20 protein-coding genes are annotated in these 26574 nt (G+C 33.1%); 13 read left to right on the top strand and 7 right to left on the bottom strand.

Annotated features, from left to right (window positions below; translation table 11 throughout):
- Positions 1 to 268, top strand: a 268-nt coding sequence (locus tag HN894_16895; GenBank protein MBT7145003.1) for a T9SS type A sorting domain-containing protein, incomplete at its 5' end; no start/stop codon positions are given.
- 290 nt (positions 269 to 558) lie between these two features.
- On the opposite strand, the gene HN894_16890 is transcribed toward HN894_16895, so the two are convergent.
- Positions 559 to 1929: a dipeptidase gene (locus HN894_16890; GenBank protein MBT7145002.1), complete on the bottom strand. Its 1371-nt coding sequence runs from the start codon at positions 1927 to 1929 to the stop codon at positions 559 to 561.
- Between the two features lie 177 nt (positions 1930 to 2106).
- On the opposite strand from HN894_16890, the gene HN894_16885 reads away from it, so the two are divergent.
- Entirely contained in the window at positions 2107 to 4665 is a 2559-nt protein-coding gene (locus tag HN894_16885) for a molybdopterin-dependent oxidoreductase (protein ID MBT7145001.1), read from the top strand.
- Between the two features lie 52 nt (positions 4666 to 4717).
- Here HN894_16885 and HN894_16880 read toward each other — a convergent pair whose 3' ends face one another.
- From HN894_16880 to mce, 5 genes are all read right to left on the bottom strand, one after another.
- A complete protein-coding gene (locus HN894_16880; protein ID MBT7145000.1) occupies positions 4718 to 6061 on the bottom strand; it encodes a sodium ion-translocating decarboxylase subunit beta in 1344 nt (447 codons plus the stop codon).
- A 9-nt stretch (positions 6062 to 6070) separates the two neighbouring features.
- A complete protein-coding gene (locus HN894_16875) occupies positions 6071 to 6493 on the bottom strand; it encodes a biotin/lipoyl-binding protein (GenBank protein MBT7144999.1) in 423 nt (140 codons plus the stop codon).
- A gap of 14 nt (positions 6494 to 6507) precedes the next feature.
- Entirely contained in the window at positions 6508 to 6888 is a 381-nt protein-coding gene (locus HN894_16870) for an OadG family protein (protein ID MBT7144998.1), read from the bottom strand.
- Positions 6889 to 8448: an acyl-CoA carboxylase subunit beta gene (locus HN894_16865; GenBank protein ID MBT7144997.1), complete on the bottom strand. Its 1560-nt coding sequence runs from the start codon at positions 8446 to 8448 to the stop codon at positions 6889 to 6891.
- A gap of 248 nt (positions 8449 to 8696) precedes the next feature.
- On the bottom strand, positions 8697 to 9101 hold the full coding sequence (mce, locus tag HN894_16860; GenBank protein MBT7144996.1) for a methylmalonyl-CoA epimerase: 405 nt from the start codon (positions 9099 to 9101) through the stop codon (positions 8697 to 8699).
- A gap of 862 nt (positions 9102 to 9963) precedes the next feature.
- Between mce and HN894_16855 the strand changes: the two genes are divergently transcribed.
- The 4 genes from HN894_16855 (at position 9964) to HN894_16840 (ending at position 15784) form a co-directional block, all read left to right on the top strand.
- A complete protein-coding gene (locus HN894_16855) occupies positions 9964 to 10614 on the top strand; it encodes a PKD domain-containing protein (GenBank protein MBT7144995.1) in 651 nt (216 codons plus the stop codon).
- 52 nt (positions 10615 to 10666) lie between these two features.
- On the top strand, positions 10667 to 13432 hold the full coding sequence (locus HN894_16850; GenBank protein ID MBT7144994.1) for a hypothetical protein: 2766 nt from the start codon (positions 10667 to 10669) through the stop codon (positions 13430 to 13432).
- 202 nt (positions 13433 to 13634) lie between these two features.
- Positions 13635 to 15104: a HAMP domain-containing histidine kinase gene (locus tag HN894_16845; GenBank protein ID MBT7144993.1), complete on the top strand. Its 1470-nt coding sequence runs from the start codon at positions 13635 to 13637 to the stop codon at positions 15102 to 15104.
- Positions 15101 to 15784, top strand: a complete 684-nt coding sequence (locus HN894_16840; protein MBT7144992.1) for a response regulator transcription factor — start codon at positions 15101 to 15103, stop codon at positions 15782 to 15784. The genes HN894_16845 and HN894_16840 overlap by 4 nt, the downstream gene beginning before the upstream one ends.
- Before the next feature lie 112 nt (positions 15785 to 15896).
- Here HN894_16840 and HN894_16835 read toward each other — a convergent pair whose 3' ends face one another.
- The gene (locus tag HN894_16835) at positions 15897 to 17336 is read right to left on the bottom strand and encodes an AAA family ATPase (GenBank protein ID MBT7144991.1); all 1440 of its coding nucleotides are present in this window, start codon (positions 17334 to 17336) and stop codon (positions 15897 to 15899) included.
- An 83-nt stretch (positions 17337 to 17419) separates the two neighbouring features.
- On the opposite strand from HN894_16835, the gene HN894_16830 reads away from it, so the two are divergent.
- The 7 genes from HN894_16830 to HN894_16800 all read left to right on the top strand — a co-directional run bounded on the left by HN894_16830 (position 17420) and on the right by HN894_16800 (position 26291).
- The gene (locus tag HN894_16830; protein ID MBT7144990.1) at positions 17420 to 18031 is read left to right on the top strand and encodes a hypothetical protein; all 612 of its coding nucleotides are present in this window, start codon (positions 17420 to 17422) and stop codon (positions 18029 to 18031) included.
- Positions 18032 to 18223: 192 nt separating this feature from the next.
- Positions 18224 to 19084 carry a DUF3822 family protein gene (locus tag HN894_16825; GenBank protein MBT7144989.1) on the top strand — a complete coding sequence of 287 codons (861 nt, stop codon included), beginning with the start codon at positions 18224 to 18226 and terminating at the stop codon, positions 19082 to 19084.
- Positions 19072 to 19608 (top strand): 16S rRNA (guanine(966)-N(2))-methyltransferase RsmD, encoded by a 537-nt coding sequence (rsmD, locus tag HN894_16820; protein MBT7144988.1) that lies wholly within the window; start codon positions 19072 to 19074, stop codon positions 19606 to 19608. The genes HN894_16825 and rsmD overlap by 13 nt, the downstream gene beginning before the upstream one ends.
- Before the next feature lie 98 nt (positions 19609 to 19706).
- The gene (gene gldG / locus HN894_16815; GenBank protein MBT7144987.1) at positions 19707 to 21434 is read left to right on the top strand and encodes a gliding motility-associated ABC transporter substrate-binding protein GldG; all 1728 of its coding nucleotides are present in this window, start codon (positions 19707 to 19709) and stop codon (positions 21432 to 21434) included.
- Between the two features lie 70 nt (positions 21435 to 21504).
- Positions 21505 to 22503, top strand: a complete 999-nt coding sequence (locus tag HN894_16810) for a DUF4340 domain-containing protein (GenBank protein ID MBT7144986.1) — start codon at positions 21505 to 21507, stop codon at positions 22501 to 22503.
- Between the two features lie 424 nt (positions 22504 to 22927).
- On the top strand, positions 22928 to 23782 hold the full coding sequence (locus HN894_16805) for a formylglycine-generating enzyme family protein (protein MBT7144985.1): 855 nt from the start codon (positions 22928 to 22930) through the stop codon (positions 23780 to 23782).
- A gap of 148 nt (positions 23783 to 23930) precedes the next feature.
- Complete coding sequence (locus HN894_16800) at positions 23931 to 26291, top strand: hypothetical protein (GenBank protein MBT7144984.1); 2361 nt, start codon at positions 23931 to 23933, stop codon at positions 26289 to 26291.
- Positions 26292 to 26574: the final 283 nt, after the last annotated feature.

Genomic DNA, 26574 nt, shown 5'->3' with positions numbered 1-26574 from the left:
CGAAATCGAAACCAGCGGAATTGAAGAATTTGGGAGTTTTGAAATTGTCTATCCAAACCCAAATTTGGGTAAGTTTCAAATTTCATTAAACAGGAAATGCCAAAAGATTTCGATTTTCGATTGTCTTGGAACGGAAATTTTTCAACAAGAAATGTCAACTTTTGAGACCAAAATTATTATAGATATTTCAAATCATCCATCCGGGCTTTATTTTTTGCAAGTCTCAAATAAACAGGATTTTGAAATTTTGAAAATATTTAAAGATTAGAGCTTTAATTTTGAATATAATAAACTTTCGTCTTATTAGACAAAACCTACCTATAGTTTTCTGTGCAACTTGATGAGCAATTTCTGATTGATCAAGATTTTTATAAAACAGAAAGAGGAGCTTTTGCTCCTCTTTCCTAAATCTGGAATAATTTATAAACAACTAAATGATCAACTAAAACTTACAAAAAACGCATTATCCCAGCTTTAATTTTTATCAAATATACAATAAAATCTTTTACATGACAAAATAAAAAAATCTATTTGTATCATCAGAAATTAAAATGAAACCTATTTCATCATCTGAGCAAAATACTTATAAAACAATGGGATAGTCTCAATTCCTTTATAAAAATTAAATAAAGGATAGTTCTCGTTTGGCGAATGAATTGCATCCGATTCAAGTCCAAATCCCATAAGAATTGACTTAATTCCAAGTACTTTTTCGAAGGTAGAAATTATTGGAATACTACCGCCACTTCTAACAGGTATAGGTTTTTTCCCAAACGATTCGCCATAAGCACTTTCTGCTGCTTTATATGCAATCATATCAACCGGTGAAACGTATGCCTCGCCTCCATGAAGAGCTTTTACTTCAACTCTTACAGATGAAGGAGCTATTTTTTTGAAATGATCTTCAAACAATTTGGCAATTTTATCGCTATTTTGATATGGTACAAGTCGCATTGAAATTTTCGCATTTGCTTTCGCAGGCAGAACAGTTTTGGCTCCCTCGCCAATATATCCACCCCAAATTCCATTTACATCAAGCGACGGACGAATTCCTGTTCTCTCATTTGTAGAATATCCTTTTTCGCCATCAACCTCTGTCAAATCAAGAGCTTTTTCGTAATTTCCTAAATTGAAAGGAGCTTTTGCCATTTCTGCTCTTTCTTCTGTCGAAACTTCCAAAACATCATTGTAGAAGCCGGGAATTGTAACTTTATTATTTTCGTCGGTAAGTGAGGCTATCATTTTTGCAAGAACATTTGCCGGGTTGGCAACTGCTCCACCAAAAATCCCTGAATGTAAATCTTTGTTTGGCCCTGTAACTTCTACTTCCATAAAAGCCAAACCTCGCAAACCTGTTGTGATAGATGGAATATCTGGAGCAATCATTCCTGTATCCGAAACCAAAATTATATCAGCTTTTAGCATTTCTTGGTTTTCTTCGCACCATTTACCCAAACTTGGCGATCCGATTTCTTCTTCGCCTTCAATCATAAATTTTACATTACAATCTAATGTATTTGTGTTTACCATTAGTTCGAAAGCTTTGGCGTGCATATATGCCTGACCTTTATCGTCGTCGGCACCACGTGCCCAAATTTTGCCATCTCTAATTTCCGGCTCAAATGGTTTCGATTTCCAAAGCTCAATTGGATCAACTGGCATCACATCGTAATGTCCATAAACTAAAACAGTTGGTTTATCGTCTCCAATAATTTTTTCGCCGTAAACAACAGGATTGCCCGCGCTTGGCATTACTTCTGCTTTGTCGGCTCCGGCTTTGAGAATGGCATCTTTCCAAAATTCGGCTGTTTTTACCATATCAGGTTTATGATCGGCAATCGAACTTATTGAAGGAATTCTAATCAAATCGAACAATTCTTCTAAAAACCTTTCTTTGTTGGTTTCAACATAATTCTTAATATAATCCATTTTATCTATTTAAATTAAACATTAAAATTTTGGCTGTCAAAGATATAATTTCCAAATCATATAATTCCAAAAAATTACTGATTATAACATTCAAACCAAATTTTTATTTCTAAATGTTGATTAGTGAATATAAGAAAACTTAGTAATTTTGTTCAGCTGAAAATGAAATATTGAGTGATGATAAAATTTAGATTGAACGATAAATCAATTAGTTATTCCGGAGATTCATCAATCCCTTTAATAAAATATCTACGTAACAAATTAAAAATCACTTCAGTGAAAGACGGATGTTCTGGTCAAGGAGCCTGCGGTGCTTGCATAGTTGAGATTGATGGAAAAGCAAAATTGGCTTGCCGAACAAAAATTGACAGCTTGCATAACTCCGAAATATTTACTCTTGAAGGCATTCCTGAAAATATTGTAAACACCATTGCAAATGCTTTTGTGGAAAAAGGAGCAGTTCAGTGTGGATTCTGCTCGCCAGGTTTTATTTTACGAAGCAAAATTCTATTACAAAATAATCGAAATCCTTCGCAGGAAGAAATAAAAAGTGCTATCAACCCAAGTCTTTGCCGATGCACCGGATATAAAAAAATTATTGATGCAGTAAATTTTTCGGCAATTAGTTTAGCTGGAAATAAAAGTATCGAAAATGTTGATGTTTCCGGGAAAGTTGGTACATCGCTAAATAAATTTCAAGCTTTTGAAACTGCAGTTGGAAAGCGAAAATTCGTAAATGATATTTTTCTGCCCGACATGCTTTTTTCAGCATTAAAATTTAGCGATCATCCTCGCGCCAAAATTCTAAAAATTGATTTTACCGAAGCTGCAAATTTGGAAGGAGTAGTTAGAATTTTTACGGCAGAAGATATTCCGGGTAAACGAAGAATTGGTTTGATAGTAAACGATTGGGTACTAATGATTAAGGAAGGAGAAACAACAAATTATATTGGTGATGTTTTGGCAGGAGTGGTTGCAGTTTCAGAAGAAATTGCAAGACAAGCTATAGAGTTAATTAAAATTGATTATGAAATTCTAAAACCAATTGTTGATGTTCAGGAATCGCTAAAAAATTTTGAAAAAGTTCATCTTGAGAAATCCAATGTGTTGGAAAATTGTATAATTAAAAAAGGAGATTTTGAAAAAGAATATATAAAATCTGAATTTGTATCAACAGGATTTTACGAAACTCAAAGAATTGAACATGCTTTTTTAGAGTTTGAAACGGCAATTGCTTATCCTTTGGATGATGGAATTGGGCTTTTGAGCCAAGGGCAAGGAATTTACGAAGACCGCCGACAAGTTGCTGAAATTTTGAATATTGATGAAAAAAGCGTGAAAGTAAATTTAGTTCCGAACGGTGGCGGTTTTGGTGGTAAAGAAGATTTGACAGTTCAGGGACATGTTTCGCTTTTTGCTTATTTGTTAAAAAAGCCGGTAAAACTTTCCCTAAGCCGAGACGAGTCAACAATGATGCACCCAAAACGTCATCCTGTTTTTATGAATATTTCTGTTGCTTGCGATAAAATAGGGAAACTAACAGCCTTGAAACTACGGGCAATAGGAGATACTGGTGCATATGCTTCAGTCGGAACAAAAGTTATGGAACGTGTTGCCGGACACTCTACAGGTGGATATTTTGTACCTTGCGTAGATATTGAGGCTAAAACAGTTTATACAAATAATATTCCTTCTGGGGCAATGCGTGGTTTTGGTGCAAATCAAGTAGCATTTGCATTGGAAAGCTGTATTGATGAGCTTTGCGAAAAAGGAAATTTCGATAGATGGAAATTCAGATACCAAAATGCCCTGATTGATGGATTAGAAACCGCCACAGGACAGAAACTTAGAGGAGTGGGAATTAGAGAATGTTTATTGAGTTTGAAAGCAGATTTTTATAAATCGAAATATGTTGGTCTGGCTTGTGGAATCAAAAATTCTGGGATCGGTAATGGTATGGTCGATTTTTGTACAGTGAAAATTGAAATAGAATCAGACCAAAAAATTATAATTCATCATGGCTGGACTGAGATGGGGCAAGGTGTGCATAATATGGCAATTCAAACTTTTTGTCAGGAAATTGAATTTAATCCAGCTAATATCGAAATAGTTGTAAGTACAAGTTCCGAAATAAAAACAGGTATGACAACATCATCGCGAGCTACTGCCCTTGTAGGAAATGCTATTATTGAAGCTTGCAAAAAGATAAAATTAGAATTGAAGGAAGTTAGGTTTGAAAATCTTGTAGGGAAGGTTTATTATGGAACATGGGCTTGCAATTGGACAACAAAACCAGGCGATGATGTTGAAAATTCAATTACACATTATTCTTATGGATATGCAGCTCAGTTGTGCGTTTTAAATGGAAATGGTGAAATTGAAAAAATTATTGCTGCGCACGATGCCGGAAAAGTTATGAACCCAAAACTATTTGAGGGACAGATAGAAGGTGCTGTTCATATGGGAATCGGCTATGCAATAAGTGAAAATCTTCCGATGAAAGATGGCAAATTATTGAGTACCAAACTAAAAGATTGTGGAGTGCTGAGAGCAAAAGATACTCCGGAAATTTGTGTAATTCCTGTTGAGGTTAAAGATCCCGTAGGTCCATATGGAGCAAAAGGAATTGGCGAAATTGGCTTGGTTCCAACGGCTGCAGCAATTGCTAATGCTTTCTGTGCATTTGATGGGCAAAGGAGAAAAAAACTACCTATGAAAATTTCAGCGACAAAATAAATCCAATCCTAATCATCAGATAGAATTGGACAAATAAAGTTTTGATTTTATACTAATAAAGAAAACTTATTAAAATACCGGCTGCCACAGCCGAGCCTATTACACCTGAAACATTTGGTGCCATAGCGTGCATCAATAAATGGTTTGAAGGATCCTCTTTTAATCCTTGACTTTGTACAACTCTGGCACTATCAGGAACAGCCGATACTCCTGCTGCACCAACAAGTGGGTTTATCTTTTTTTCTTTGGAAAGAAAAATGTTCATAACTTTTGCAAACATGATTCCTCCAGCAGTGGCTACCATAAACGAGAATGCACCGAGAATAAATATTAGTATTGATTGAGAATTTAGAAACACATCGGCTTGAGTTGAAGCACCAACTGTAACACCGAGCAAAATTGTTACGATATCTATCATAGAATTTCGAGCTGTATCTGCGAGTCTTTTTGTTACTCCACTTTCTTTCAGGATGTTTCCAAAGAAAAGCATCCCAAGTAGTGGCAATGAACTTGGAGAAATGAAGGCTGTGAGAATAAGTCCAACTATCGGGAATACAATTTTTTCTATTTTTGAAACAGCACGCGGGGGTTTCATTCTTATTAATCTTTCTCGACGAGATGTCAAAAGTTTCATAATAGGTGGCTGAATTACCGGGACCAGTGCCATATATGAATATGCAGCAATCGCGATCGGGCCTATTAAATTTTTTGTCTGAATTCCGTTAATGATTCCTCCATTGGCAAGTTTCGATGAAAGAAAAATGGCGGTAGGCCCATCTGCACCACCAATAATTCCTATTGAGCCGGCTTCTGGTAAATTGAAACCAAGATATATTGCACCTATGAAAGTTAGAAAAATGCCTACTTGAGCAGCTGCACCAAGAAGCATTAATCGTGGGTTTGAAATTAATGAGGAAAAATCTGTCATTGCCCCAATTCCTAAAAATATCAAAGGAGGATAAATTCCTTTCAGAACACCAAAATAGAGATAATTCATCACGCTTCCTTCCTGATATATACCTAATTGCAAGTTGATTCCTTCTGCTTGAAAAAATGGAATATTTCCAATTAAAATTCCTGTACCTATTGGAATTAAAAGTAGCGGCTCGTAATCGAATTTTATTGCAAGAAAAATAAAGAATAAGCCAATTAAAAGCATTATCAAATGTCCGGGAGTAGCATTATTGAAACCTGTATATTCGAAGAATTTCTTGATTCCGGAAGTAGCACTCGAACCGCTTGAATTATTTGAGTCGTCTGAATAATCCTCGTTTGCATTTTCAATCTTCGCCATCTCAGAATTATTGGCTTTATCAGTTTTATCAGAAAAACTAACAAGTGATGAAATGATTGATAAAATGGCAATTATGCCAATTACTGTAATAAATTTTCGCAAAGCCATTTTCTACAAAAGTTCAATTAATAAATCGTCCTGAAGAACATTGTCGCCAACTGCAACTTTAAGGGATTGTATTTTGCCGTCTTTTTCGGCTAACAGTATGTTTTCCATTTTCATTGCTTCGTAAATGAGAAGTTTGTCGCCTTTTTTCACCTCATCGTTCTCTTTGACAAATATTTGCATAATTACTCCCGGCAATGGTGCTTTAACAGGACTAATATTGCTTATATTCTTTTTAAATTTATGAGCACTTTTTGGATTCACTAAAGCTGAACGAACTAATATAGGAGTTTTAGATTCTTTTATTTCTTTTTGAACCTCAACCTTATAGGGTGTCCCATTAACTTCAATTTCTGCTAAATTTCCTTCAAAGTTTTTAATGTCAACCTCGTAGATATGTCCTCTGATTTTGAATTTAAAATTTTTCATTTGTAAATATTTACTTATCTCGAATTCATTTTAATTGGATATCGTCTGAAATTGTAAACTTTAGAACTCCATGGCGAATATGCTCTTTCTATTTTTTTTATTGTTATGATATTACTTTCCTCGTCGTGAAGCTCATTGAATATATATAATGCCATGCTGATGGCAGCACTTTCTTCACCGGAAATTTGCAATTCCTTTTTTTCTGCACAATCGTTTTTTCCTTCACGCCGCAGCCGGTTTCGAATTTCGAGGTTTAATAGTTTCGACAAATAAGTAAAAACAAAATATAAAACTACCAATGCAATAAAAACTGTAGAATACCCGACTATCGCAATTGTTATACCCTGCTGAAAAATTTCAGGCATATTAGTACTTTGATTTATTAAAACTTTCATCTATAATGGGATATTAGAATGTTTTTTGGGAGGATTTACATCCTTTTTGGTTGCAAGAGTACGTAAAGCACGAATAATTCTAAAGCGAGTGTTTCTTGGTTCAATTACATCGTCAATATATCCATATCTTGCTGCTTCATACGGATTTGCATACTTTTTTATGTATTCTTCTTCTTTTGTGGCGATAACTTTTTCTTTTTCTAAAGGATCTTCTATTTCAGCTATTTTTTTACCATATAGAATTTCAATAGCTCCTTTCGAACCCATTACAGCAATTTCTGCAGAAGGCCAGGCGTAGTTTATATCACCTCGTAATTGTTTAGAACTCATAACATCGTGAGCTCCTCCATACGATTTTCGCAGAGTAATAGTAACTTTCGGGACAGTAGCCTCGCCGTAGGCAAACATAAGTTTTGCACCATGAATTATTATTCCGCCGTATTCTTGGCTGCTACCGGGCAAAAATCCAGGAACATCAACTAAAGTTACAAGAGGAATATTAAAAGCATCGCAAAATCGTACAAATCGTGCAGCTTTTCTTGAGGAATTAATGTCGAGAACTCCAGCAAGAAAATTCGGTTGGTTTGCAACAACTCCAACTGTTATACCACCAAATTTTGCAAAACCAATAATTATGTTTTTGGCGTAATGTCTTTGAATTTCAAAGAATTCGTTGTTGTCAACTATCGAAAAAATAATGTCGTTTATGTCGTAAGGTTTGTTCGGATTTTCAGGAATAATATCGTTCAGTACATCTTCCATTCTATCAATAGGATCGTTGCATTCACTAAGTTGTGGTTCTTCAAGATTGTTTTGCGGAAGATATGACAACAGTTTCCTAATCAACATTAGTCCTTCGTTTTCGTTTTCTGCAACAAAATGACTGACTCCCGATTTTGAACCATGAACACTAGCTCCGCCAAGGTCTTCTGTTGAGATTTCTTCACCGGTTACCGATTTGGTAACTTTTGGTCCAGTAACAAACATATAACTTGTTTTTTCGCTCATTACAATAAAATCGGTAAGTGCTGGAGAATAAACCGCTCCTCCTGCACAAGGTCCGAAAATTGCAGATATTTGTGGAACCACTCCAGAAGCAAGAATATTTCGTTCGAAAATTTCTGCATAACCAGCCAGACTGTTCACTCCTTCCTGAATTCTTGCACCTCCGCTATCGTTGATTCCAATTATTGGAGCTCCAACCTTCATTGCTTGGTCCATAACTTTGCATATTTTCTGTGCAAAAGTTTCTGATAAGGAACCACCAAAAACCGTGAAATCTTGAGAAAATACATAAACCACTCTACCATCGATAGTTCCATGTCCGGTAACTACACCATCCGATAGATATTGCTCTTTTTCAAGCCCGAAATTATGGCTTCGGTGAGTAACGAACATGTCAAATTCTTCGAAACTACCTTCGTCTAAAAGTATGTCAATTCTTTCTCTTGCAGTAAACTTTCCTTTACGGTGTTGAGAATCTATTCTTTTTTGACCTCCTCCGAGTTTCGCTTCTTGGCGTTTGTCGAGTAGGGTTTGAATTTTGTTTTCAATTGCCATTACGAAATGAAATTTAATTATATTTAAATAGGTTGTAATGAATTAGTTATAAGTTCAAATAAGTGAAAAAAACAAGTTTTTTGATGATATTTATCAAAACAACTAAGGATTTATCTGTGGACTATAAGTTTTTTAATTGAATTTGGTAAACTTTATTAAAAAATTATAATGCATTAATATATGTTCTTGAAATTTAATGCTTTATGCTGCAGGAATAAAATGAGGAGAGTTGAAGTTTAGTTTGATTTCTATTTTTTTTCACAAAATTCGGTTAAAACGCCAAAAGTTGATTTTGGGTGGAGGAATGCAATATCAAGACCTTCAGCACCTTTTCTTGGTTTTTTATCAATCAATCTGATGCCTTTTGAATCTACTTCTTCCAATGCATTTTCTATATTTTTAACAGCAAAAGCCATATGATGTAAACCTTCGCCTTTTTTTTCTATGAATTTTCCGACCGGACTATTAGGATCAGTTGCTTCCAATAATTCGATTTTAGTTTGCCCAACTTTGAAAAAGGCAGTTTTTACTTTTTGGTCTTTAACTTCCTCTATTGCATAACATTTCAAACCAAGTGAATTTTCGTAGAAAGGAATGCTTTCTTTGAGACTTTTTACTGCAATTGCAATATGCTCTATATGAGTTGTTTCCATAATAAAATTTAGTTCTTAAAATTTCGACAAATGTAGATTTATTTTAATCTCAACATGAAAATACCGGCATTTTTTTTATATGTTTTTTGTCATGTTTTGGATTGTTGTAAATTGCATGTAATAAAACAAAGTGAAAAAGCTTAAAAACAATTAGTTTCTATCCATAATTGTCATAATTGCCTAATTTTCAATTTCAATCCATTAAGTAATTTTAAGTAATTTTAAGAGATGGTTTAGAAAATGAAACTAATAAATAAATCAATTTTGTTAATTTATAAACAAATGCTAAAATGTTATGAAACAAATGTTTATCAAATTATTGATTATATTTTCAGTGATTATTTTAACAATTCCATCCATTGCTCAAACTGATAGTATTGTTGACAGTAGGGATGGACAGGTTTATCAAACCGTAAAAATTGGAAATCAATGGTGGACCTCAGAAAATTTAAATCTCGGTACAATGATATTGAGTGACACCCCAGGATATCAGATGAATAATGACACAATTGTTGAAAAATACTGTTGGGAAAACGATTGCGATTATTGCGATGGAACTAATGGCAAGATCAAAAAGGGCGGTTTCTATGAATGGAAAGAAGCAATGTCGTTCTGGAGTGGACAACCAAATTTGCCATGCACCGGTGTTTGTCCTGAAGGATGGCACATTCCGACACATTCAGAATGGTACGAACTAATAAATTATCTGGGTGGGGAATCTGCTGCAGCTCCAAAACTTCTCGTTGGTGGAAGTTCTGGTTTTGAAGGTATTCTAACTGGTTATCGTTGCACATTTACCGGAGGTTTCAGACCAAGTGCAATGTCAAATGATTTAATGGGCTACTATTGGAGTTCAAATCAGATAGATTCTGAAAATACCCATGTTTTTCAATTGTCATCAAGTATTTTTAATGTTCCATTTTCTTTTTCCAAATCTTTAGGACTAAGTGTTCGATGTATTAAAGATGAATCTACAACTCTCGGTGCTAATTTTTCAGTTTCGGAAACTATCGGTATTGATACACTTACAGTTCAATTTTCAGATTTTTCTATTGGCTCTCCAACAAGTTGGATATGGGACTTTGGAGATGATACTTATAGTAATGATCAAAATCCTGTTCATTTTTACGAATCGCCCGGAGTTTACACAGTTCAACTAATTGTTTCTGATGGGACAAATGCAGATACACTTACTAAATCAGATTTTATTGTAATTGAAATGGGGAGCTTTTCTGAAAATATTAAAACTCATAAAGAACATTTATATCAAAATTCTCCAAATCCTTTTAGCGATTTTACTAAAATAAAATTCTCAATTGAAAAGAGATCTAATGTAGATATTACTTTTTTAGATTACAATTTTAAAGTCGTTAATAAGCTAGTTTCTAAAGAATTTGAGGCAGGTCTCCACGAAATTGAAATTGATGCAACAGATTTTGCTACAGGTATATATTTCTATCAAATGAAAACTTCGGAGCATAGTTTTACCAAAAAATTGGAAATATTGAAATAATTTATCAATTTGAATATATATTAAAAAATTAATAATCAAACAATTAAGTCTTATGAAAAGAATAAATATATTATTTATTTTAATTATTTTGTTGGCTTTTTCTCAATTTTCATATTCTCAAACTCCACCATCATTCGATTGGATGCGTCATGCCGGTGGAACAGACTATGATGATGGTTGGGGAGTAGGAACAGATGCAAACGGAAATGTTTATGTTACAGGTGGATTTAAATATAGTGCCACTTTTGGTTCAACTACAATTACCAGTTATGGTGGAAGAGATATGTTTCTGGCAAAATACAATCCTAATGGAAATTTAGTATGGCTAAAACATGGTGGTAGTTCAATAGATAATGACAGAGGACGTGCTATTGCAACGAATGCAGCAGGATTTTCAGCAGTTGCTGGATATTTTTACGTGAATGGTACTTTCGGAAATATAAACCTTGTCGGAAATGGCGATTATGATGTTTTTATTGCTGTTTACAATCCTAATGGAAATTGTATCTGGGCAAATGCAATAGGTGGGCCTTATTATGAAGAAGAAACATATGGTGTTTGTATTGATGATAATAGTAATGTTTATATAACAGGAATGTTTATGGGAACTATTAATGTAGCACAAGGCACAACACTCACAAGCTATGGAGGATATGATGCTTTTGTTATAAAATTTAATAGTTCAGGAAATTTTCAGTGGGCAAAAAAAATTGGTGGAACTTCCGATGATATAGGATATGATATAATTGCTGATTCTAATGGAGATGTTTGTGTTACCGGAGGTTTTGAATATTCAGCAACTTTTGAGACAGGAACTACTATTACAGGAAATGGCGGAGATGATATTTTTCTCGCAAAGTATGATACAAATGGAAACTTGATTTGGGCAAAAAATGCTGGTGGAACTAACTATGAAACTGCAAAAGGTATTACAGTAGATAATTCCGATAATTTTTATATTGCCGGATATTATGCAGGTACTGCAACTTTCGACACAGCTACTATAACTTCTCATATTGCAATGTATTCAACAAGCTATAGCCAAGACGTTTTTATTGCTAAATACAATAATTCCGGTGATTTAATTTGGTTACAAACTGCTGGAGGACAAAGAGATAATTGGGCTAATGGAATAGCTGTTGATGCTTTAGGAAATGTTAGTATTGCCGGAGTAATGGAAGGAGATATGTATTTTGGAACATATTTTCTTGAAAATAATGCTCCCGGAGTAAATTTTGCTTATGAAGATCCATTTATTGCACATTACGATTCTCAGGGTAATTTCGTGTGGGCAATGCACGGTGGAGCCGGCTATCATGATGAAGCACAAGATATTTGTGTAGATCCAAGTGGGAATATTATTGCAACTGGGAATCTCCACGCTGCCACAGGAGATCTTCCTCATTTTAATGATGTTTATTTTCCAGGGGTTTTGGGCACAAATAATGAAGAAATATTTGTTATAAAAATAGATAATGCTGTAAATCTTCCATTAACTCTTACAAGCCAAATTACAAATCCTACTTGCTATGGAATTAGTGATGGCTCTATTGAGATTACTGTTTCTGGAGGTACTCCAACTTATACATATTTCTGGTCAGCAGGTGGTCAAACTACAGAAGATATTTCAAACCTTGCTGAAGGTATTTATAATATTACTGTTTCGGATGCTTCTGGAGATTATTTGATTGATACAATTGAATTAATTCAACCTTCAAGCTTAGTTCATTCCTTCACAACTTCTGATGTAACAGTTTATGGTGGTAATGATGGCTCTATTGATTTGACGGTAAGCGGAGGATCTCCTCCTTATTATTACACATGGTCTAATGGAGCAAATACACAAGACATTTTCAATTTGTCAGTAGCAATATATTCAGTTACAATAATGGACAATAACGGATGTTCGGTAAACCAAAATATTGAAATTATGGAAGGTGCAAACGAACCAAATCCTGAGTGGTATTATAATGTTACTTCCTCAAATCATACTATTCTTTTACCACAAACAATGGTCAGCTCTTTTTGTACTGATGTCATAGAGTCTGGAGATTATGTAGGTGCATTTTTTGATTCTCTTGGAACTCTTGCTTGTGCTGGATATATAAAATATGAAGGAATAGTTACAAGTCTTTCGGCATGGGGTACAGATACTGGGAATGATGGATTTGTAAATGGCGAAGAGTTTAAATGGAAAGTGTGGCGTTCTGTCGATAGTACAACTTTTGATGTTGATGCAACATATGCACTAATCGGATTTCCAAATACAGGAAACTATTTAACTAATGGAATGAGTGGATTAGACTCATTAACAATGCCTTGTCAGGATTTTCAGACAATAGTTCTTCCACAAGGCTGGAGTATTTTTTCAACATATATCAATCCGTCTGTTCCTGATATTGCAGATGTTTGTGCGACAATTAGTTCCAATATAGATATGATTAAAGGAGGAACAGGTTTAATTTATTGGCCTTCTTATTCGATAAATCAAATTGGAGATTTAACAATCGGTCAGGGATATCAGGCTAAAACAGTTTTAGCTACAAATCTGTTAATTTACGGTACAATTGTTATTCCTGAATTAACACCAATTTCAATAAATGCAGGATGGAATTTAATTGGATATTTGCGAACAAACCAAGCTCCAATAGACATTATGCTGAGTTCAATATCAAACGAAATAGAGATGGTAAAAACTGGCTTAGGTTTAATCTATTGGCCATTATATGGAATAAATAATATTGGAGATATGCTCCCCGGACAAGGGTATCAAATGAAGTTGCAAAATCAAGCAATTTTGACATATCCGGCGAACTAAAGATTATTTGCAAAAATTTCTAAATAATAAATCCTGATGAACTTCTCCTTCAGGATTTATTATTTGTATGTATAACATGTTTGTTTTATTGTAGTTGAAATGTACAAATTCTCAAATGTTTATCATCTGTTAGAATCTTAAAATTTCTTAATATTGATTTTATATAATAACAAATTTGACAATTAATTATACTTTTACTGTCATGAAATTCGTGGTCAAAAGAACATATCTATTTTCTTTTATTTTTATTATCGGACTTATTTCACTTCAATATTATTGGGTAAAGAATCTAATTGAACTAAGAGAAGAGAAATTTAGAACCGAATTGAATGACAAGCTTGTAAAGGTATTTGGCGAATATGAAGATAGTTTTTACTGTATTGATTTAATTTCGGAAAATCAAATTAGTGCTGACGATACTTTAATTAGCATTATTAAAAATGCAGACTTTTCGGATACCATAAATTATGAAATTCGATTCAAGTATGCACCCGATTATAGCTCAATTATGAAATCGATACCGTTTCCGATTGGCGCTAAAACCCGCCACCTGATTCATGTTGAATATAAAGTGCCAAACGAACAAGCAGATACGATTAGTTTAATAACTAAAAGTTTGAAAACCAAACCGGATTCATTATTTGACAATTATGGTTTTCAACAGGAGCTTATTGACTCATTAGTACTCTCAACTGGCAAGAGTGTAAATTCTTATCTTGATTTTTGTTATGAAGTTCGAGATTCAAAAAATCAAGATATTATTCTTTACGAAAATAATTGCAACAAAATATATTCGCCACAGAAGCTTGAAATTAAAGTTTTTGATGGCGATTATTTCTTTAATGGTTTCAGCATAACTTTGTTTTATTCGGGTTTTTATTGGGACGAGTTTAAGAATAGTTTTATTATGATTTTAAGCTCATCAGCAATTATTCTTTTATTCATGATGTTGATTTTTTCTTTGATTCGAGTTTCAATTCGTCAAAAAAATCTTTCGGAAATAAAATCGGATTTTATTCATAATATGGCTCACGAATTTAAAACACCATTATCAAATATAAATATTGCGGTTGATACAATTTCTAACAAACTGAAACACAAAGAAAAATCTATTGATAAATATAAGGAGATTATTCATGAAGAATTGAATCATTTGAATAATATAATAAATAAAATAATGGAGGTTGCTGTTCTTGAAGAAAATAAACTCCAGCTTAATCGTACAAATGTGAATATCCATGAACTTGTTTCTCATTTAATTGAAATTCAAAAACTTAATTATCTTCCAGATACTAATTTCAATACACATTTCCTTGCAGAGAAATTTCATGTAAAAGTTGATGAAACCTACTTCATAAATATTTTTATAAATTTAATTGATAATGCAATTAAATATAGTGAGGGAAACAAAAGCATTTCAATTTCCACTAACAATATTAATAATCATTTAATTATTGAATTTCTTGATAATGGAAATGGGATTAGTAAAGAACATATAAATCATGTTTTTGATAAATTTTTTAGAGTGCCATCCGGAAAACAACACGATATTAAAGGTTTTGGAGTTGGTCTTTATTATGTAAAACAAATATTGCTGGCACATGGAGCAAGCATAGATGTAACAAGCACTTTAGGAAAAGGAAGTAATTTTAAAATAAAAATCCCATTATGAAACATATATTAGTAGTTGAGGATGATAAGAATGCTGGATTTTTATTAGTTGATCATTTGACTTCTGAAGGCTATAAAGTTTCGCTTGCAAAAGACGGTGAAGAAGCATGGTTGCTTATAAACTGTAATAAATTTGACTTATATATTCTTGATATTATGCTCCCAAAAATGGATGGTATTTCGTTGGCAAAAAAAATTAGAGAACAAAATAAGAATATTCCTTTTATTTTTCTATCTGCAAGAAATCTTGATTACGATAAAATTGAAGGATTTGAAGTTGGTGGCGACGATTATATAACAAAACCATACAATATGAGGGAATTAATTCTTCGTATTGAAGCTATTCTTAGAAGACTTAAAGTAAATGGCGATTCCTTAGAAACAAATTGGAGTTTTCATAATTCAATGTTTAATTATATAGATAGAGTGTTTATTGCTAGTAATCAGAAGTTTGAATTGGGTACAAAAGAAACTGAAATATTAAGATTGTTTTGTTTAAATCAAAATCAAACAATCTCACGCTCTTACATTTTAGAAAAAATCTGGGGAAACGATGATTTTTATACTTCGCAAAGTCTGGATGTTTATCTAAGTAAAATACGAAAATATTTAAGCTGCGACAAATCAATTATTTTGCAAAATATTCATGGTTTTGGTTATAAATTTTTAGTTAAGGAATAGTAATATTTTTTTGAACCAATAATCTTTGAACTTCATGTTACGAGTTGTGAGTTGCGGTTTATTCCCAAAACGATTGTTATTCCTTTAAACCAGAGAGCCGAAACTCGAATATTTACCAAAGCTCTTTTTCATAGAATTTATCTGCAAAATTCACAAGGTATAGCTTTTCTGTAGATCGGGTAATTGCTGTATAAAGCCATCTTAAATATTCTATATTTATCATATTATCAATAATATATCCTTGATCAACGAACACATTTTTCCACTGTCCTCCTTGCGATTTATGACAGGTTACAGCATAGGCAAATTTGACTTGTAGAGCGTTGAAATATTGATTGTCTATAACTTTTTGATATTTCTTTTTCCGTGACCTTATATCTTGAAAGTCTTCTGCAATTGTCATAAAAAGTTTTTTGCTATCTTCGGAAGACAATGAAGCAGTTTCTGCCGATAATGTGTCTAACAATATAATTGTGTCAATTTCGACATTATCGTAATCTACAAATCTCAGACAAACATGAGCAAATCTGAAACCATACAATTCTTCATATTTTTCTATTCGCATAACTTCAACAATATCGCCGTTTGCAATAAAATCCATAAATTCGTTTTCTTCTGTCCAGAAGTAGTTGTTTTTTACAATCATCAGTAGGTCGCCGGCAGAAATTTCATCTTCTCGCCAAAGAATTGTTTTTCTAATTCCCTGATTGTAGCGATTTGCACGTTTGTTGGTTCTGCAAACAATAATTGTCTCCTCAATTCCTGCTATATCGTAGGAGTTTGATATTTCTTCTATCAGATCGTTGCCATTGAGTCGAAAAATATCTTCGAAATTTTGTGTTTCAAACTTTATTAAATTGTCAAAAGAAATATCATTAAAATCTGAAATTGATTTTCGAAGTTTCGTAGCATTATATAAAATTCCTGATTCTAATGATTGGCGAACAACATCTGTCAATATCTCAAACTCAACATTCAAATTCAGGCTTTCCAATATTTGATGATCCATTGCCGGACTAATTTCAAGTCCTATTGGAGGAAGTTGCGCAGTGTCGCCAATGAATAAAAGTTTGCAATTTTTCCCTTCAAATACATAATCTATCAAATCCTCCAGAAGTCTGCCTGTTCCAAAAAGGTTTTGCTCGGTCGTAGCATTCGAAATCATCGATACTTCATCAACTATAAAATATGTATTTTTGTGTAAATTCCTATCTAAAACAAACTCGCTGAAAATATCTTTTGTCGATTTTTGCCTGTAAATTTTCTTATGAATAGTGTAAGCAGAACTTTCGCAATAAGAACTTAATACTTTTGCTGCCCTACCTGTCGGTGCTAATAGTACAAATTTTGAGTTTAATTTTTTCAGAGATTTTACAAGCGAACTTATCATGGTAGTTTTTCCGGTGCCTGCATATCCGAAAATAAGAAACATTTGACGCGAATAATTTGATTTTATATAACCCGATAGTTTGCTTATCAATCTCCATTGACTATTAGTTGGTTCAAAACCAAGCATTTCCAGCAATATTTCGGATATGAAATTTTTTATCATTTTTTGATAATATTGTTTGTAAAATACGTTTTAACTAAAAAATTTATATTTTTGCAGCAAACATAATTAAAAGTACTGATAAGATGAAAATAGGAATTCAGATTGGATTAGCAATTGTAATAATAGTTGTAGCTTATTTTATTTATAAAGGAATTGAAAAACCTATTATTTTTGAAAAAAAGAAAGAAATTCGCTATGACGCAGTTGTTCAAAAGTTGAAAGATATAAGAAAAGCCCAATTGGCTTTTAAAGATTTGAATGGAGAATTTGCCGCAGATTTCGATACATTAATTTCTTGTCTGAAAACTGATTCAATGCCTTTTATTTATGCAATTGGAAATGTCCCTGATACTTTGAGTGAGAGACAAGCAGTTGAGCTAGGCCTTGTTACCAGAGATACAACCAGAATTGCTTTGGTTGATACTGTTTTCAAAGCAGGCTATTGTATCGATTCTTTGGGATATATCCCGTTTACGAACGAAAAATTTGAGATGGGGAGTGGCGAAATTGTAACAGCATCGAAGGTTAAAGTAAAAGTTTTTGAAGCCTCAGCACTTTATAGTGTTTTTCTGAATGGTTTAGATAAACAATTGATAATTAATCTGAACGATGAAAGAAGGAAAAACAAATTGTTTCCCGGCCTAAAAGTTGGTAGTCTGACAGAAACCACAAATAATGCTGGAAATTGGGAGTAGATTTCCAATTTGCTTCAATTTTGTGAGGTATTCTGGTTTCATTTTCAAATTAAAAGATTTTTGAAACAGAAGGAATATTTCTAATTATGAACTGTTTTCTTAGAGGCACTAATTAGATTTATTAAAATTTGTATTTTACAATTAATCCTTTATTTTCTTGAAGATTGAATTTCATTTTTAAATAATTGAAAATTGAACAATACTCATCTAATTGATAAATCATATAGTCCGGAAAAAAGATTTTCACATTTTGTATCCATTCTGATAAATTTGAATGGATTTTCTTTTTCTGTTTTTGATATTTCAATGAAAAATTTTGTTGAGTACAAATCAATAAAAATTGAATCAAGTTCAGAAAAATCAATAGAATTTTGCAATAAATTCTTAGGACTACTGAAAACAGAATTTGAATCAGGTGAACATTACACACAAATTGCTTGCATAATAGAATCTCCAAAAGCAACCATAGTACCCGAAGTTCTTTTCATTAAAGATAGATTTCATGAATATTTTCAATTTAATCAGGATTTGAACAATACAGAATCTGTTTATTTCGATAGCTTAAAAAATTCTGAAAACGAAAATATTTTTTCCTTCCCTACATGTTTAATAAAAAATACACAGGAATTTTTTCCAAATATTAAAATCTTTCATCAATCTTCTATTTTTATTGAAGAGATATTTTTGCGAAACAAAAAAAAGCTGATTAATACTAAATGTTTTGTTTTGGCTAATCACGACTATTTTGAAATTTTGGTTATCAGTCCTTCAAAAATTCTTTTGCATAATACTTTTCATTATTCCGGTGCAAGCGATTTTACATATTTTGTTTTAAACATTTACGAACAATTAAGATTAAGTCCTGAAATTCATCCAATTGAGCTTTATGGAAGTATTGAGAAAAATTCGGATATTTATTTTAGTTTGAAAAAATATATCAAGACTATAGAATTTGCAAATTGCAATAATGAATTTATCATTAGTCAGGATTTGATAAATTTACATCCTCATAATTTATTAAATCACTATTTTTTATTCAAATGCGCATCATAAGTGGAAAATATAAAAGTAGGAGAATAAAGACTTTAAAAAATACAAAAGTCAGGCCTACAACCGATATTGCTAAAGAAGCCCTATTCAATATTTTTACCAATAATTTCGATTTCGAAGAATTAGAAATTCTTGACCTTTTTGCTGGAACAGGAAGTATTAGCTACGAGTTTTCGTCGAGAGGTGTTGTGAGTATTGTATCGGTAGATAATAATTTTAAAAATATTGCTTTCATCGAAGATACTGCTGAAAGTTTGGGAATCGAAAATATTTCGGCAGTAAAATATGATGCATGCAAATTCCTTAAAGTCTGCAATTTACAGTTCGATATTGTTTTTGCTGATCCACCTTATATTTTCAAAAATGTAGAAGAAATTCCAAAGCTGATTTTTGAACATAATATTTTGAAAAAATCGGGTTGGCTCGTTTTAGAACATTCAAAATCGTTCGATTTTAAAGGTCAGCCGAATTTTTCCGAACAAAGAAATTATGGAAAGGTAAATTTCAGTTTTTTTAAAAATACTTAATTCCTGAAAGAAAACTTGAAAAATTAAGAATTTCAAAACTAATAATTTTCTTAATTTTGCCCGAAGTTTTGATAAAACATTGATGGCAAGTATATTGAATGAAAAAAATAATGAAAATCAATAATAAAAAGAAGCAAAATATTCTTCAGCTATTTTTGCTCCTGACAATTATAGTTTTATTAAACTATGTTGTTTCCTTTGTATTTTTGCGTATCGACTTAACTTCTGAAAAGCGCTTCACCCTTTCGGCAGAAACGAAAGACCTCCTTCAAAATCTCGACGACATTTTTTATATAAAAATATATCTTGATGGCGAACTGCCGAGCGGATTCAAAAGATTAAGGCAATCGACAAAACAAATTCTCAATGAGTTCAGGGTTTACGGAAAAGATAACATTCAATATGAATTTATTAATCCGCTCGAATCTCAGGATTTAATAACTCGAAACGAAATTGGAAAGGAGCTATACGATTTAGGATTGATGCCAATAACCATTTACGACACAGACGATGAAGGCGGACAAACTCAAAAAATTGTTTTTCCGGGAGCAATTGTTTCTTATCGAAATCGTGAATTACCTTTAGAATTACTGAAAAATAATTTAGATGCTTCCCCTGAGCAAAACCTAAACCTTTCGATTCAGGGATTGGAATACGAATTTGTCAATACTTTTAAAAAGTTAAGTGTCAAAACAAAGCAAAATGTTGCATTTATTTACGGACACGGTGAGTTGGATGAAAATGAAGTTGCAGATATTTCCGAATCACTTAAAGAATATTACAATGTAAGTAGAATAAAAATTGATGAAAAATTGAGTAGCTTAGAGGAGCAGTCTTTAATTATAATTGCGAAGCCAGATTCAGCTTTTAGCGAAAAAGATAAATTTGTGATTGACCAATTCGTAATGTACGGCGGCAAAGTTCTATGGTTGGTAGATGGTACCAATGCAGATATGGATCAACTTCAGACAAAAAGTGATTTTCTTGCAGTAGCAAACGATTTGAATCTCGACGACCAACTTTTTACTTATGGCGTAAGAATTAATCAAAATCTCGTGCTTGATATGCGATGTGGCGGACTTAAAATTAATACTTCAGTAGTGGGAGCAGAGCCGGTTTTTAGGTTATTCCCATGGTACTATTTTCCTGTGATTGTGCCTTCCGACAAGCATATTGTTTCTAAAAATCTGAATTTGGTTAGGACAGAATTTGTAAGTAATATCGATACTGTTGGAAAAAATACCGGTATAAAAAAAACGGCTTTGTTGCAGACTTCCGAATTTTCACGGATTGTTAGAGCACCGGCAAGAATCAGGCTCGATCTGATAAACGAAAAACAAGACGAAAGACAATACAACAAAAAAAATATGTTGACTGCTGTGCTGCTCGAAGGAAATTTTAAATCTGTTTTCAGGAATCGTTTGACAAATGAAATTACAGACAGTAAAGATATAGATTACAAAGATTTAAGCGAACCCACAAAAATGATTGTGATTTCAGACGGAGATATAATTAAAAACCAACTTAGGAAATCTGGCGACAAAATAGTTCCATTTCCTTTAGGTTTTGATCGACACAGCGATATGAATTTTGGAAATTCCGAATTTATCCTGAATGCAATAAACTATCTTTGCGAATATTCGGGAGTTATTAGTCTGCGTTCGAGGGAAATAAAGCTGCGACTGTTAGACCGCCCACGAGTGAAGCAACAAAAACTAATGTGGCAAATAATAAATACCTTATTGCCAATTTTGTTTATCATAGTTTTTGGTTTATTAGCAAATTATTTCAGGAAAAGAAAATATAGTACAAAAGTTGAAAGTTGAAAACTCACTATGTTCATGCAAATTTCCATTTTCCATTTTCCGTTTTCCAATTTCAAAAAAACATTTACAAATGAAAAAAGATAGATTTTTATACTTTATTGTCATAGCATTATTATTAGTAGCAAGTTATTTCTATTTTTCGAGAACCAATAGCACTTTGCGAAAAGAACTTCGCGATTTTGCAATTGAAGACACATCGAAAATTACCAAAATATTTATGGTAGATAAGTCAGAAAGTCGTGTGCTTTTGAAGAAGGTGAATAACAAATGGATGGTAAATGGAAAATATTTTGCTCGAAAAGATGCAGTTGAGACACTCCTTAAAACCATGAAAAGGTTAGATGTTAAAGCTCCTGTTTCTCGCTCTTCTCAAGATAATATGGTGAAAAATCTGGCTACATTCTCTACAAAAGTAGAGATTTACACCGGCGATGACAAACCCGAGAAAACATATTATGTGGGTGGTCCAACACAAGATCATCATGGTACATTCATGATAATGGAAAATTCTTCTGCACCTTTTATTATGCACATTCCCGGATTTTCTGGCTACCTATCGACAAGATATTTTACTAAAGAAAACCTTTGGCGCGATCCTATCATTTTTAGGCACAAATTTTCTGACATAAAATCGGTGGAAGTTGAAATCCCTAATAATCCGAAAAAATCCTTTGTTGCACAAAATAATGGGGGCAATAAATTTAGCCTTTTTTCAGAAAATGTAAAGACTCAGAATTTCGATACCGTAAAACTTAAAATGTATATGGGTCGGTTTAAGCGAGTTGGATACGAAAGTATTGCTTCGGAAATGAATTTACAAAAACGAGATTCTATCCTCAATAGCAATCCATTCTCAATAATCTCTGTCGAAGATTCCAAAAATGAAATAACCAAAGTTGAAACATATTTGAGACCAGGCGATGGACGATTAGACGAAGACGGAAACGAATATAAATACGATATTGACAGGCTATATGCAAAATTAGAAAATGATACAAACTTGATGGTTATTCAATTTGTTACATTCGATCCGCTTTTTAAGGAATTGAACTATTTTTTTAAAAAATAGCTATTACACATAGTTGCCCAAAGAAATACATATAGCTTGAAGATTTTTTGGAATTTTACCCCTGCCACCGCTTTAAGCGGTGGCAGGGATACCAATTGCTTTGGAAAACTTACAAAATATGCCAAATATAGGTTTGGAAAATTGACAAAATAATCTTGATGTTATCCCCTAATATTCAAATTGTTAATAACTTATAGCGAAAATAGTATAAGATACTTTTCATTGAAAAATTCAAGTCGGAAAAAGCCATAAAAATTTCATAGACAAAATTCTAACAAATTGGTGTTTACAGCCTGCGGGTAAAGAAACCCACAGGCTGTGATAAAACTATTTTTTTTATTTGAAAAAATATCATATTTTCACAAAAAAAATGGTTTAAAAAAGATAGGCAATTACTTTAAATTTAAAAATTAAGTTAAAAACTATGCCACACAACGAGCAATATGCCAAATTAAAAGAAAAATTCGAGCAAGTATTTTCAATTGATAAAAACAAAAACATAGAACTAAAGTCGCATTTCAAAATCCCGCCTTTTAAGCTCGTTTTTGTTGAAGGCGGAAAATTTGATATTTCAAGAGCTTCAGAGGATAATACCAAAAAAAAAGAAATAGAATTGTCATCTTTTTATATTGCCGAATTTCTGCTTACACAAGAAATTTACGAGGCTGTTATAGGTAAAAACCCAAGCCGTTTTAAAGGCAAAAAAAAACCGGTTGATCAAGTATCGTGGATAGAAGCTATGGAATTTTGCAACAAATTGAACACAAAAATTGGTTTCTCGGAAATCTGCGACAACAACTATAATTTGCTTGATAGCAATGGCAAAAAAACAAACAATATAGAAAATGTAGCAGGCTTTCGGCTGCCCACCGAGGCCGAATGGGGATACGTCGCTCTTGGCGGAAAAAATCAGAGCAAAAAAGAGTTTTTTAAGTATGCCGGCAGTAATAATATAGAAGATGTCGGCTGGTATGACGGAAACAGTAATATGGAAACAAAGCCTGTTGGGATGAAATTTCCAAACCGCCTCGGCATTTACGATTTATCAGGAAATGTTTGGGAATGGTGCTTAGATTTGCACGACAAAGATTTTTTAGAAAAAACGCAGACAAAAAATCCTGCAAATTTGCGTAATGGCTCTGGTCGTGTTTTGCGTGGTGGTTCTTGGTTCAACTACGCCGACGATTGCCGTATGGCTTATCGCTTCAACTTCATGCCCGACTTCAGGTTCTACAATTTTGGTTTGCGCCTGCTGTTTGCTTTGCAGTTCACAAGCTGAGCCGGGAACAAAAAGCTAACAAATTTGTGAGTGCGGCGATGGGACGAGCCGCATACGAGCAAATTTGTTTAGCTTTTTGTTTGGTGAAAATATATAAAAGACCCTGCGGGTTTTAAAAACCCGCAGGGTCTGAACAAAAAATAAAAAAATGAAATATTCTTTTGAAGATTTAAGGAAAATAGAACATCGCAAAACACAAAAAGAAGTTTTTGTTTTCGACGAAAAAACAGAACATATAGAGTTTATCAGTTTGCATGGAAACGAAAATTTGAAAAAAATTATATTTAAATCGTCGCAAAACAAACTTCGCTATTTAGATTCCGGAAATTGCAGTATCGAAAAAATTAGTTTCGCCGGAGATCTGCCCAATTTGCAAACCCTAATCCTACACCACAACAATCTGAAGGAATTTGTTTTGCGAAAGAAATTTCCTGAATTAGAGTTATTAGATTTGAGCAATAATCCTGATTTATTAGAACTGAAGATAAATGAAGATCTCCCGAAACTTCAAAATCTGTATGCCTACCAATGCAATTTGAAAAATCTTCAAATCCCTGCAAAACTTTTCGAAAACGACTATTTCGATTTTAATATTCGTGAAAATGAAAACATTGAAAGTCCGCCGGCAGAAATTGTAGAGCAGGGGAGTGAGGCTGTTAGGAACTATTTTCGGCAAATAGAAAAAGAAAAAACAACTGAATATTTGTTCGAAGCAAAAGTATTAATAATTGGCGAAGGTGGCGCAGGAAAAACAAGTTTTGCTGTGAAAATGAAAGATAAAAACGCCAAATTGCCAAAAGACAAGGACACCACTGAGGGTGTGGAAATTACTAAATGGGATTTTGAAATAAATCATCCCACAAGAGGCAAACAAAGCATGTTTGCCAATCTTTGGGATTTTGGCGGACAAAAACTATATCAGGGCACACATCAGATATTTTTCAGCCAAAAATCGTTTTATGTTTTGCTTGACGACACACGGGAAGAAAAAACCGATTTTGCCTATTGGCTAAACACCGTAGAGCAACTCGCCGGCGAGCAAAGCAAACTGCTGATAGTTGTGAACAAAAAACACGAGCATGTCCCGCTGATAGACAAAAACGGATTGCGTGGGCGTTTTGGAGAGCTTATCAGCGATTTTTTTACTGTCAATTTGAAAAATGAAAAAGAAAAAACAGCAGAAATAGAAAAACTTCAGTTCAAATTAAAAAATTTGCTTACAGAATTGCCGGGCATTGGCAACGAATTACCGGCTTCGTGGGTAAAAATCCGTAAAGATTTGTACGAAGAAAAGGAGAATTGTATAAGCTACGATAGGTATTATGAGATTTGCAAAAATAGAAAAACCGACCTCAAGAAGTTAGATTTATTGAGCGAATATTTCAACCGCATTGGTGTTTTTATGCACTACTACGATGACGCATTACTTAAAAATCGTATTTTCTTAAATTCAAATTGGCTGGTTTCTACGGTCTATGAAGTTTTGAACCACAAAATAGTAAAAGAAAATGAAGGAAAGATTACAAAAGAGCAATTAGGAGAAATTTGGAACAAGGACAACGTATTTCATGAAACCGACTATTTGAGCCGCTTGATGCACCGTTTTGGTTTGATGTACGAAGTTCGGGAAACAAAAACTTTTGTTGTGCCGGCCCATTTGCCCGCAGAGCAGCCATACGAAAAATGGGCTTACGAAAACCAAAACGAAATTTTACAATTTGCTTTCGAGTTCGATAAATATATGCCGCGCGGAATTATGCCAAGAATTATTGTTGCCCTGCATAAATTTATCGAAAATCAGAAAGTTTGGAACCGTGGCGTAAACATCAAACATGATGGTACTTTTGCTGAAATAAAAGAAACCTACGACAAAAGCAACAAGTTTTTAATACGCATTTTCGGTACCGAGAAAAAAGAATTGCTTGGGAAAATCACTCACGAGTTCTACAAAATCTTGGATCCCTTCAAAAAACTGCATTACGAAAAACTCGTGCCTTGCATTTGCAGTGTTTGCAAAGGAAATAAAACACCGTACTTTTTTAAGCATTCGGAACTTATGGATAGAAAAGTTGCAGACAAAAAAACAATTGAATGTGGCAGAAAACCTTTCGAAGATGTTACTGTAAAAGAGCTACTTGATGGAGTAACTCCACCAAGAGAATATTCAAAACAAGAAAACTTTTATGAGATGGAAAATCGCAAACATGAAAAAGAAAATAGTATCACTGTATTTGGAAATGGAAATGTTATTGGGCAAGACATAAAAAATAGCCAATTTAGAGTTAGACCTGTAATTGATGATGATGAACCAAAAGATTCCAAAAAAAGCAAAAGAAAACCTTTAATTCTAATTGTTCTATTTGTAATTCTGGCAAGTGTAACAATAATTGTCCAGCATTTTTATCCTGAAACCTGGAAAATTCTTGCACCATCTGGTTTAGTTTTAATTGGTTTTGTAGCATTTTGGGACAAACTTCTCAACATTTTCACGAAATCGAAGAATTTATAATTAATTCCTAATACCCTGTGGGTTTTCAAAACCCGCAGGGTCTAAATCAGTTCAATACATAATTTTATCAGAATACATCTAAAACATAAAATATAACTAACTAATAAAATCAAGATGCAATAAATTCTAATTTCAATAACCACCCAGACCCTGCGGGTTTTTAAAACCCGCAGGATCTAAATCAGTTTAAAACATACTTTTATCAGAATAAATCTAAAACATAAAACATAACTAATAAAATCAAGATGCAATAAATTCTAATTTCAATAACCACCCAGACCCT

It is taken from the genome of Bacteroidota bacterium (genome assembly GCA_018692315.1).
Classification (GTDB): domain Bacteria; phylum Bacteroidota; class Bacteroidia; order Bacteroidales; family JABHKC01; genus JABHKC01.
This window is presented reverse-complemented; position numbering and strand designations above follow the sequence as displayed.